We start from the raw sequence: 10263 nt of genomic DNA, 5'->3' as shown, positions 1-10263 counted from the left end.
TGCACCGGGCGGGTTTCATCACGTTCCTGGGTCCCGATCTCGAGGTCACGACCGCCCACCAGGATGCCCCGACGGGACCCCGGCGTTCCGCGCGCTCGCGGGCCGGCGGTGCGGACGTCTCCGCGAACAGCTGGATCGAGGCACGGCTCCCGGCACCCACCGTGGTCTCTTCCGCAGACCCGGCGCTGCACCATGTGCACTCCAGCGGAGCGGGGGTCGAGCAGAACTTCGAAACTGAGGACGGCGCCACCGTCAGCACCGGGAAACTCGTGGTGGAGTCCACGGGCCACGTGTCGATCGCGCAGGGGATGTCCGGCCCACCGTGTTCGCTGCGGGACATTTCACCTCGGCCTGGAACGTGGGGGCTTTTGCGCGTCCAAATTCCAACTCCGCGCCGTTCCGGCAGTGTGACGGTCTGGCTCGGACCGTACTGACCGCGCTGGGGCTACCGGTGGTTCCAGCTACCTGAGCTCGATGCAATCCCCGCGCGTCCGGGTGCGGGATCCGGGCACACGGGATCGTGACCTCAGCGCTGCCGCCGAACCAGCGGCCCGGGCGACGTCGCTACGCGCTACCGCACGTGGCGCCCTCGTCCGGCACCGTCCCCGAGACGAGGTAGGTATCCACGGCGTCCTTGATGCACGAGTCACCGGACACGTACGCGGTGTGACCCCAGCCGTCGTTGGTCAGGAGCCGTGCATTGCCGAGCTTGTTGACCAGGGCCTCGGACCAGGCGTACGGAGTGGCGGGATCGTGCGTGGTGCCCACCACGAGCAGCGGCTGGTCGGTGTCCGCGGCGAAGGACTCGAGCGGTTCCACGGGCTGATCGGGCCAGCCCTGGCACGCGGCGTCACCGTAGCTGAGGTACGGGCCGAAGGTGGGGGCTTCTTGTTCCATGGTCTGTGCGGCCTGCGCCATGTCCTGCTCTGAGACATCGCGCGAGACGGTGTCCAGGCAGTTGACCGCGGTGAATGCCTCGGAGACGTTGGACGTGTACTCGCCGGAAGAATTGCGGCCGTGGTTGGAATCCGAGTAGCTCATGAGCTCGTCGAAGTTTCCGTCGAACGCCTTGTCGAGTGCCGAATTCAGCTGCGGGTAGGACGCCGTGGAGTACAGCGGGACCAGGATGCCCTCCACCGCGTTCACGGGGGTGATGCGGCGCCCGTCGGACACGGTGATCTCCTCGTCGGCGACCGTGGACAGCAAGTCCTGAATCTTCTTCATGCCGGCATCCACGCCGTCGTTGCCGACCACGCAGCGGTTATTGGTTTCCTGGCAGTCCTCGACCCAGTGCCGGAGGTTGTCCTCGAAGCCCTTGGCCTGATCGAGGGTCACGGCGCGTTCGTCCATGGTGGGGTCCACGCCGCCGTCCAGCACGAAACGGCCGGTGCGCTGCGGGAACAGGCTCGCGTACGTCGCACCGATTTCGGTCCCGTAGGAGAAGCCCAAGTAGTGGGTGGCCGGCTGATCGAAGACCGCGCGCATCACGTCCAGATCCTTGGCCACGGACTGGGTGTCCATGTGGGAGACCACCGGGGACGACTTCTCCTTGCACTTGGTCCCGATCTCCGCGTAGGTGGCGCGCATGTCCTCCACCGTTTCGGTTCCCGGATCGAACGCGGGCTCGGCACGCCATTCGTCCATTTCCTGGTCGGTCAGGCACTCGATACCGTCGGATCGGTCCACGCCGCGGGGGTCGAAGCCCACAATGTCGTAGTTGTCGCGCACCGAGGTGGAGGCGAAGAAACTGGCGGACAACATCATGTCCACGCCCGATCCGCCCGGTCCGCCAGGGTTCAGGAACAGGGTGCCCTGGGGATCATCCTCTGAAGACGACAATCGAGAAACTTCCACGAACGTGTCTCCGGCGCCCGGGTTCGCATAATCCACCGGCACCTTGACTTGAGCGCAGTCGAGGTTCTCGGCGGCGTCTTGATCTTCCTGGGGGTAGTCGCATTCACCCCACGAGAGGTCCTGGTCGTAGTAGCTGGCCAGCGCGGAATCAGTTCCCGCGGTGACGTTCGGGTCGGCCTCAGAAGTCGCCGCAGGCTCGGTGTCTTGGCTCGACTGGGAACCACAGCCAGCCAGCGTCAGTGCTGCTACGGCGACGAAAGCGGCCAACGATCGGGCCGGGCGGGTACGAGTCACAAGATTCCTTTCGGCGCCGCTCAGACGAGCGAGACCATCATGGCTTCGAAGGCGAGCTGTGCACTGACGTTGGTACGGATCCTGTCCCTGGTCTCACTGATCACGTCGATGCGCTCCAGGGTCTGCTCCGCGCTGCTGTTGCCCGCGTAGTCGTGGATGTCGCCGCTCAGATGCTGATTGATCAACTCGGTCCCGGTGTGGAGCTGCACGCTGAGCACGTCACGGTAGAACGTGGTGAGGTCGATCAGGAATCGGTCCAGGGTGTCCGTCTGGATTCGGCGTGAGCGCCGTTTCTGATCGGCCTCCAAGCGGTTGAGGGCACCGCGGATTGCGGGCGGCATGCGACCGGATTCCGGGGCACCGAGGGCCACGAGCAGCTGCGCACGCTCTTCGTCATTGCGGGCTTCGGCGTTGGCAGCCGATTCGTCCACTGCCAATCGGTGGAGCCGGTCCGCCGCACGAACGGCCTGGGTCACTCCGCGCATGTTCAGCGGCAAGGACACCACTTCTTGGCGGCGTGTGCGGGCGTCGTCGTAAAGAGCCAGACGCGTGGCGATTCCCACGTGACACTGGGCCAAGCGTGCGCACTCGATAGCGCGTTCCTGGCTCACGCTGTGTCGACTAACCAGCAGCTGTGCCACGTTCTGCGCGGAAGGCACCTTGAGCGTCACGGGGCGGCAGCGCGAACGGATGGTGACCAGGACGTCCATGGGGGAGGGCGCACATAACAACCAGATGGTGTGCGGCGGTGGCTCCTCGATGGCTTTAAGCATCACGTTGGACGTGCGCTCGGTCATCCGGTCCGCGTCCTCCACGATCATCACGCGCCACTGGCCCACGGACGGACGGTCCTGAGCCTTGACCACGAGCTCACGGGCCTCGTCGATGCTGATCTGGGGGTTCTCCGTGACGAAATGCATCACGTCAGCGTGCGAACCCGCAAAAGCGGTGCGGCACGAGTGGCATTCACCGCAACCCGTTCCGTGGTCACACAACAAAGCGGCGGCCAGCGCTCGCGCGGCCGTGGAACGCCCCGAACCCGGAGGCCGGTGAACAGCCACGCGTGAGTGGGGTTGTTGTCCCGCGCGGCGCGTTCGAGCTGTTCCACCACATGGTGCTGACCCACGAGCTGATCCCACACGGTCATGAGAGCGCCTCCGCAAGTCGTTCGAGAATTCGGTCGGTAATGACTTGGACCGGCTGATCGGCCGCGAGCACCAAGTACCGCTCCGGCGCGGCTGCGGCGAGATCCCGGAAGGCCTGATTGACCACGGTGTGAAAATCACGGTCCTCACCCTCCATCCGATCGGCGGCCAGGCCACGGTCGGAGCGACGGCTCTCGGCCACGGAAGTATCCACGTCCAGCAGGACGGTGAGGTCGGGAGTCAGCCCACGCAACGCCCATTCGTTGAGCTCTTGTACCTGCTCCAGACCCAGGCCACGGGCGGCTCCCTGGTAGGCCACGGAGGAATCCACGAAGCGGTCGGAAATGACCACCTCGCCGCGCTCAACGGCGGGGCGAATGAAGCGGTTGACATGATCCGCGCGCGCGGAGGCGAACAACAAGGCCTCGGTATAGGCGTCGACCGGGGCATGAGCGGGATCGAGTACCAGTCCGCGCAGGGATTCGGCCAGGGGAGTGCCCCCGGGTTCGCGCGTGCGGGCCACGGTGCGCCCTTGGGATTCGAGGGCGCGCGCCACCGCCTGGACCTGGGTGGATTTCCCGGCCCCGTCCCCGCCTTCGAAGACGATCAGTGCACCGCGCGCAGTCTCATTCACGCGCTCAACTGTACCGAGCGGGACCGACAGGCTGTACGCGGAAATCCCTGGGTGCAGTGCGAGTCCCGCGGCGCTCGCGCATTACCCTGGAAGCATGCGTAAAGACACCGTGGTCGTCTCCGGCGGCCGTCCCGCCCACGAGCACGACGCTCCCGTGAACCCGTCCGTCGTCCTCACCTCCACCTATCGGGGTGCCGGTGACCTGAACGACCGGGACCGCACGTACGCGCGGTTCACCAACCCCACGTGGGAAGCGTTCGAGGAGGTCCTCGCCGATCTCGAGGAGGCCCCGGTTCCGGCGCTTGCCTACGCCTCCGGAATGGCCGCGGTCGCCTCCGTGCTGACCCTGGTTCCCGTGGGCGGCACCCTGGTGATGCCGCAGCACTGCTACCAAGGCACCCTTCAGCTGGCCCACCGCCTCGAGGAGCGCGGGATTTTCTCGGTGAGCACAGTGGACGTCGCAGACACCGAGGCCACCATCGCCGCCATCCAGGGTGCGGACGTTCTCTGGCTGGAGAGCCCCACCAACCCCATGCTCGAGGTCGCCGATCTGCCAGCGGTCCTCGCCGCGGCTCGCGAGGCCGGCGTGCTTTCGTGCGTGGACAACACCTTTGCCACCCCGTTGCTGCAGCGCCCGCTCACCCTCGGCGCGGATCTCGTGGTGCATTCGGTCACCAAATACTTGGCCGGTCATTCCGACGTCGTTCTGGGCGCCGTGGTCTGCTCCACTCCCGAATTGCGCGCGAACCTCAAGAAGCAACGCTCGCTCGAGGGCGCCATCCCCGGTCCCTTCGAAGCCTGGCTCGCATTGCGCGGTGTGCGCACCCTGTCGGTTCGACTCGACCGTTCCATGGCCAGCGCGGCAGAACTGGCGCGTCGACTCAGCGAACATCCCGCTGTGGCGGAAGTCCGCTATCCCGGACTACCCGACGATCCCGGTCACGAGCGCGCCGCGGCCCAGATGGACGGCGGTTTCGGCTCGATCATCTCGGTCGTCCCACACGCCGACGTCGCCGCGACCCAAGCGCTCGTGGAGGGCCTGCGTGTGTGGACCCCGGCCACGTCCCTGGGAGGCGTCGAATCCCTGGTGGAGCGGCGTCGTCGTCATCACGACGAACCGGACACCGTGCCGGACACGCTGTTGCGGCTGTCCGTGGGAATTGAGAACGTGGATGACTTGTGGGAGGACCTGAAAGCGGGTCTGGACGAACTGGTAGATCGGTAGACTGACAACGTGACATCAATCCCCTGGGCCATTGCACTGGCCAGCTACCTGGACTATGCCATCACTCTGGTGGTGGCCGCACTGAGCCTCATGGCCGTACTGGACTGCGTGCGCCGTTCCGCGCCGCAGTTCGAACGTGCCTGGAAACGAACCAAGACCTTCTGGCTCGCGTTGACCGCCGGCGCTGCAGTGGTGAGCGTGTTGAGCGCCGTGTTCTCCACCCTGGCGTTGTTCAGCAACGGGTTTCCGGGCCAGGGTTCGCTGATTCTCATGCTGATCGCGGCCACGATCTCCGGCGTGTACCTGGCGGATGTGAAACCTGCCGTGTCCAGCGAGTCCGGCAACCCCGGTTACTGGTAGGCCCCTCGGCGTCAACGACTACAGGCCCCGGCCATGAGTGAATAACCCTCACTCATGGAACGGGGCCATCGTCATGTCAGCGAGTCCATAGCGGTGCCTACCGGTGCGCCGTCACCGCGTCCCACGCGACCGTGAGTTCTCCCAAACGCCAACGTGATTCACGGTGCAACACGGGCCAGCCCTCTGCGCGCAATCGTGCGCACATGGCCACCCAACGCTGCCGCGCTCCGAAGGAGCCCAGGGGCGCGAGAGTCAGCCAAGCGGCGTCGGCGGCGGACAGGAAACGGTGGATGCGCTCGCCAGGCACGTTGTGATGGATGAGTGCCTTGGGCAGGCGCTCCGCCACATCGGACGGCCGGTCAAAGCTTCCCAACTGCATGCTGATCGTCAGGGACTGCGGTCCGGCGGATGTGCAACAGATCCAGGTGGCCCGCCGGCCGATCTCGTCGCACGTGCCGTCCAGGAACACCCCGCCGGGAGCCAGGCGTGAGCACGCGAGCTCCCACGCAGCCGGAACGTCCTCCTCGTTGTATTGGCGAAGCACGTTGAAGGCCCTCACGAACGCGGGGGAGCGCCCGGGGACCGGAATCTCGAAGCCACCACGGCGAAAACTCAATCCCGGCCGGGCAAAGAACTGTGCCGTGGCCACGCGGTCCGGGTCGATTTCCACACCCACCACGTCAACGTCAGGGCGTACGCGGACCAAACGATCGCTCATCTCGACCGTGGTGGTGGGTGCGGCGCCAAAGCCCAAATCGACCACGAGCGGATCGATCGCCCGGCGGAGTACTGGTGCCAACGGGCCGGCCACGTAACGGTCTGCCCGCCGCAACCGGTTGGGGTTGGTTGTACCCCGAGTGATGGTTCCTACGGGACGGTAGCTAGCTGGCACATCGACACTGTAGCGGCGCTCGGTGACACATGCGAATAACACGTGCCAACGGGTCACGCGGGTGGAAGAATGAGGTCATGGCTAATGATTCAGCAACGTACAAGCTCATCCTCCTGCGCCACGGGCAGTCGGAGTGGAATGAGAAGAACCTGTTCACCGGTTGGGTGGACGTGCCGCTGACCGAGAAGGGCAAGGCCGAGGCCAAGCGCGGCGGTGAGCTGATCAAGGACAACGATCTCGCACCGGACGTGCTCCACACCTCGCTGTTGCGCCGCGCCATCAACACGGCCAACATTGCGCTGGATGCGGCGGACCGGCACTGGATTCCCGTCAAGCGATCCTGGCGCCTGAACGAACGCCACTACGGCGACCTGCAGGGCAAGGACAAGACCCAGGTGCGCGATCAGTACGGCGAGGATCAGTTCATGGTGTGGCGCCGTTCCTACGACACCCCGCCGCCCGAGTTGGACGACTCCTCGGAGTTCTCGCAGGCTGACGACCCCCGCTACGCGGACGTGCAGATCTGCCCCGCACCGAGTGCCTCAAGGACGTCCTGGAGCGCTTCCTGCCGTACTGGGAGGAGCAGATCGTGCCGGATCTGAAGGACGGCAAGACCGTGCTCGTGGCCGCTCACGGTAACTCCTTGCGCGCGCTGGTGAAGCACCTGGACGACATCTCGGACGAGGACATCGCCGGGTTGAACATCCCCACCGGTATCCCGCTGTACTTCGAGCTGGATCAGAACCTCAAGCCGGTGACCGTCGGCGGCACCTACCTGGACCCGGAGGCCGCTGCCGAGTCCATCAAGGCCGTGGCCAACCAGGGTAAGAAGTAACCCCGGTTTCCAGACCATGTAAAACGCCCCACCGTGAGGTGGCGTTTTACTATGGATCTTCGCTTGGATCGGGAGACCGGGTGGTGCGTCAGGATCGTAACGCGCCTCCCGGTTTCCGGGAGTCCTAATTACTCGCCGGTGTCGGAACCGATGTGGCCGTGACCGGTGGGGTGGGTATCGGAGACGGGAGCCCAGTCGCCGGTGACCAAGTAGGAGACCTTACGAACCACGGACACGCCGTGGTCACCGATGCGCTCGAGGTAACGAGAAGCCAGGGTGACGTCCACGGCGGTGGGAACCGAGGAATCCCAGTTGGGATCGGCCAGGATGTCAAAGACCTGCTGGTGCTTCTGGTTCAGCTCGGACTTGAGCGCATAGATCTCGTCCGCAACGCTCATGTCGCGGTCCTCGAGAACGGAGATGACTCGTTCGATGAGCTGGAGATCAATGTCGAACATCTCGGCGAAGTGCTGGTTCAGGGCCTCGGGGAGCACCGGCTCCGGGAAGCGCATACGAGCCAGCTGAGCCAAGTGGCGGGCCAGGTCACCCATGCGCTCGAGCGAAGCGCTCATACGCAGAGCGCCCACGATCATGCGGAGATCGGAGGCCACGGGGGACTGCAGCGCCAGGATGTCGATGGCGCGCTCGTCCAAGTCGTTCTGGAGGAAGTCGATTCGTGCGTCGTTGGAGATGACCTCTTCGGCCACCTGCACGTCCGCATCGAGGAATGCGACCTTGGAGCTCTTCAGTGCCTGCTGCACAAGAGTGGCGATCTGAATCAGCTCTTCACCTACCTGGTGAAGTTCAGCCTGGAAAACCTTGCGCACAGAGGGCGTCCTTTCGTTCAGAGCATTCGTTGGTCACGTAGCTTACGTGATGTTGGTGTCCAGCCGGCGGCTGGACGCGGGGGGTGCGGTATTTAACTTACGCACGAGCGCTCTCACAGTCGCAGGGGCGAATGAACTAACGCTCATCCTAAGGTGAACGTTGGTTGAACCCCGCTCGGATAGGTCTGATTGCGCACGGATCACCCGATTCGTCCGTCTAAGCTGGGCAGGTGAGCATGACCTCGGTTGCCCTGTTGGCGGGCTTTGTCGGATTCCTGCTCGGCATCAGTGGACTGATCGCCGTGCGGGTCAGCCAGCGACGCCGCCGTTCCGTGGTCACGGTGGAAGAACCCACCCTGCCGGAGGGCACCGCGGAGATTCTCGCGGCCTGGGCCTGGCTTATGTAGTGGTCGACGGCGTGGACGGCGTGATCCGCGCTTCCCCGGCCGCCTACGCGTACGGGATCGTTCGAGGACACACTGTTGTTCATCCCGAACTCCTGGACATGATCCGCAGAACCCGACGCAACGGTGTGGTCGAGGAACGGCGTTTGGAACTTACCCGCGGTCCGCTTGAGAAGAGCGCCATCGTGCTCGACATCCGCGTGGTCATCATCGCGGAGGAGTACATCCTCCTGCTCGCGGACGACCAGACGGAAATCGTGCGTGCGCAATCCATCCGCAACGACTTCGTGGCCAACGTGTCGCACGAACTCAAGACGCCCGTGGGCGCCATCAGTTTGTTGTCCGAAGCTCTCGACGACGCCGCCGAGGACCAGGACGCCGTCCGGCACTTCGCCAAGAGCCTCCACAAGGAGGCCGTGCGGTTGTCCGCGTTGGTCCAGGACATCATTGAACTCTCACGCTTGCAGGGCACGGACGTGGTCTCCAAGGGCACCGAAGTGAACCTGAACAGGGTGGTGAGTGAGGCGGTGGACCGCACCCGCCTGACCGCGGAGAACAAGGGCATTTCCATCAAGGTGGGGGGCACCATCAAATTCCCGGTCTACGGCGACCCGGACCTCTTGGTGACCGCCACGCGCAACCTGATCGACAACGCCGTGCGTTATTCACCCGAGAACACCCGCGTGGGTGTGGGCTTGCGCGAGCGGGACGGCATGGCCCAGATCATGGTCACCGACCAGGGTCCGGGCATCCCGGATGTCGAGCAGGACAGAATCTTCGAGCGCTTCTACCGAGTGGACAGCGCTCGCTCGCGACAAACCGGAGGCACGGGGCTGGGGCTGAGCATCGTCAAGCACGTCATGGCTCAGCACGGCGGAGAAGTATCCGTGTGGTCACAATCCGGGCGAGGATCCACGTTCACCCTGGTCATTCCCCAAGTGGAAGACCTGGACGAATACAACGGTCCGGTGGCCGCCTCCACCAATGAACGTATGCACCTAGAGGAGGAGCGTAAGTGACCCGCATTCTGATGGTCGAGGACGAAGAGTCTCTCAGCGATCCCCTGGCCTACTTGCTGGGTAAGGAAGGCTTTGAAGTCACCGTGGTGGCGGACGGCCTGTCCGCGGTGAGCGAGTTCGAACGGGCGGGGGCGGATCTCGTACTCCTGGATCTCATGCTGCCTGGGCAGTCAGGAACGGAAGTCTGCAAGCAGATCCGGCAGCGGTCCACCGTTCCCATCATCATGCTCACCGCTAAGGACGCCGAGATCGACAAGGTCCTGGGCCTCGAGCTGGGCGCGGACGATTACGTGACCAAGCCCTATTCTTCCCGTGAACTGGTGGCTCGGATCCGAGCCGTGCTGCGCCGTCGGGCGGAACCGGACGAGCTCATCACCGCCACCGTGGCTGCCGGCCCGGTGCGCATGGACGTGGAGCGCCACGTGGTCAGCGTTGACGGTGAGTCCGTCACCATGCCGCTCAAAGAGTTCGAGCTCCTCGAGATGCTCCTGCGCAACGCCGGGCGCGTACTGACCCGCGGTCAACTCATCGATCGGGTCTGGGGATCGGATTACGTGGGGGACACCAAGACCCTGGACGTGCACATCAAGCGACTGCGCTCCAAGGTCGAACCGGACCCGTCACAGCCCCGCCACATCGTCACGGTGCGTGGGTTGGGCTACAAGTTCGAGGCCTGAGTCGGACCTCGTCCTCACAGGCCACGACGGACTGAGGGCCGCATCCCGTGTGGGATGCGGCCCTCAGTCCGTCGTGGCCTGTGAGGACGAGGTCCGA

Annotated in this window: 7 protein-coding genes and 4 pseudogenes; 6 read left to right on the top strand and 5 right to left on the bottom strand. The window is 64.8% G+C overall.

What is annotated here, in order from left to right; translation table 11 throughout:
- A pseudogene (locus YO9_RS17600) lies at positions 1 to 434 on the top strand (hypothetical protein); the annotation flags it as partial.
- 130 nt (positions 435 to 564) lie between these two features.
- Here YO9_RS17600 and YO9_RS0108250 read toward each other — a convergent pair.
- The 3 genes and pseudogenes from YO9_RS0108250 to tmk form a co-directional block, all read right to left on the bottom strand.
- Positions 565 to 2148, bottom strand: a complete 1584-nt coding sequence (locus YO9_RS0108250; RefSeq protein ID WP_016997033.1) for an alpha/beta hydrolase — start codon at positions 2146 to 2148, stop codon at positions 565 to 567.
- Positions 2149 to 2168: 20 nt separating this feature from the next.
- Positions 2169 to 3295: pseudogene (locus tag YO9_RS0108245) on the bottom strand (DNA polymerase III subunit delta').
- On the bottom strand, positions 3292 to 3927 hold the full coding sequence (gene tmk / locus YO9_RS0108240; RefSeq protein ID WP_016997032.1) for a dTMP kinase: 636 nt from the start codon (positions 3925 to 3927) through the stop codon (positions 3292 to 3294). The pseudogene YO9_RS0108245 and the gene tmk overlap by 4 nt, the downstream one beginning before the upstream one ends.
- A 94-nt stretch (positions 3928 to 4021) precedes the next feature.
- Between tmk and YO9_RS0108235 the strand changes: the two genes are divergently transcribed.
- Together YO9_RS0108235 and YO9_RS0108230 are read left to right on the top strand one after the other, a co-directional pair.
- A complete protein-coding gene (locus YO9_RS0108235; protein WP_016997031.1) occupies positions 4022 to 5152 on the top strand; it encodes a trans-sulfuration enzyme family protein in 1131 nt (376 codons plus the stop codon).
- Positions 5153 to 5161: 9 nt separating this feature from the next.
- Positions 5162 to 5512: a DUF2516 family protein gene (locus YO9_RS0108230; RefSeq protein ID WP_016997030.1), complete on the top strand. Its 351-nt coding sequence runs from the start codon at positions 5162 to 5164 to the stop codon at positions 5510 to 5512.
- A 97-nt stretch (positions 5513 to 5609) separates the two neighbouring features.
- On the opposite strand, the gene YO9_RS0108225 is transcribed toward YO9_RS0108230, so the two are convergent.
- Complete coding sequence (locus YO9_RS0108225) at positions 5610 to 6404, bottom strand: class I SAM-dependent methyltransferase (protein ID WP_031272923.1); 795 nt, start codon at positions 6402 to 6404, stop codon at positions 5610 to 5612.
- A gap of 77 nt (positions 6405 to 6481) precedes the next feature.
- Between YO9_RS0108225 and YO9_RS0108220 the strand changes: the two are divergent.
- Positions 6482 to 7239, top strand: a pseudogene (locus YO9_RS0108220) (phosphoglyceromutase).
- Positions 7240 to 7367: 128 nt separating this feature from the next.
- Here the strand turns inward: YO9_RS0108220 and phoU are convergent.
- A complete protein-coding gene (phoU, locus tag YO9_RS0108215) occupies positions 7368 to 8066 on the bottom strand; it encodes a phosphate signaling complex protein PhoU (RefSeq protein ID WP_016997027.1) in 699 nt (232 codons plus the stop codon).
- A 230-nt stretch (positions 8067 to 8296) separates the two neighbouring features.
- Between phoU and YO9_RS0108210 the strand changes: the two are divergent.
- Together YO9_RS0108210 and YO9_RS0108205 are read left to right on the top strand one after the other, a co-directional pair.
- A pseudogene (locus YO9_RS0108210) lies at positions 8297 to 9489 on the top strand (sensor histidine kinase).
- Positions 9486 to 10166 carry a response regulator transcription factor gene (locus YO9_RS0108205; protein WP_016997026.1) on the top strand — a complete coding sequence of 227 codons (681 nt, stop codon included), beginning with the start codon at positions 9486 to 9488 and terminating at the stop codon, positions 10164 to 10166. The pseudogene YO9_RS0108210 and the gene YO9_RS0108205 overlap by 4 nt, the downstream one beginning before the upstream one ends.
- Positions 10167 to 10263 lie beyond the last annotated feature (97 nt).

The sequence above is a fragment of the Kocuria atrinae C3-8 genome, from assembly GCF_000286355.1.
GTDB classification, from domain to species: domain Bacteria; phylum Actinomycetota; class Actinomycetes; order Actinomycetales; family Micrococcaceae; genus Kocuria; species Kocuria atrinae_A.
Note: the sequence above shows the minus strand (reverse complement) of the source record. Positions and strands in the feature narration are given on the sequence as shown.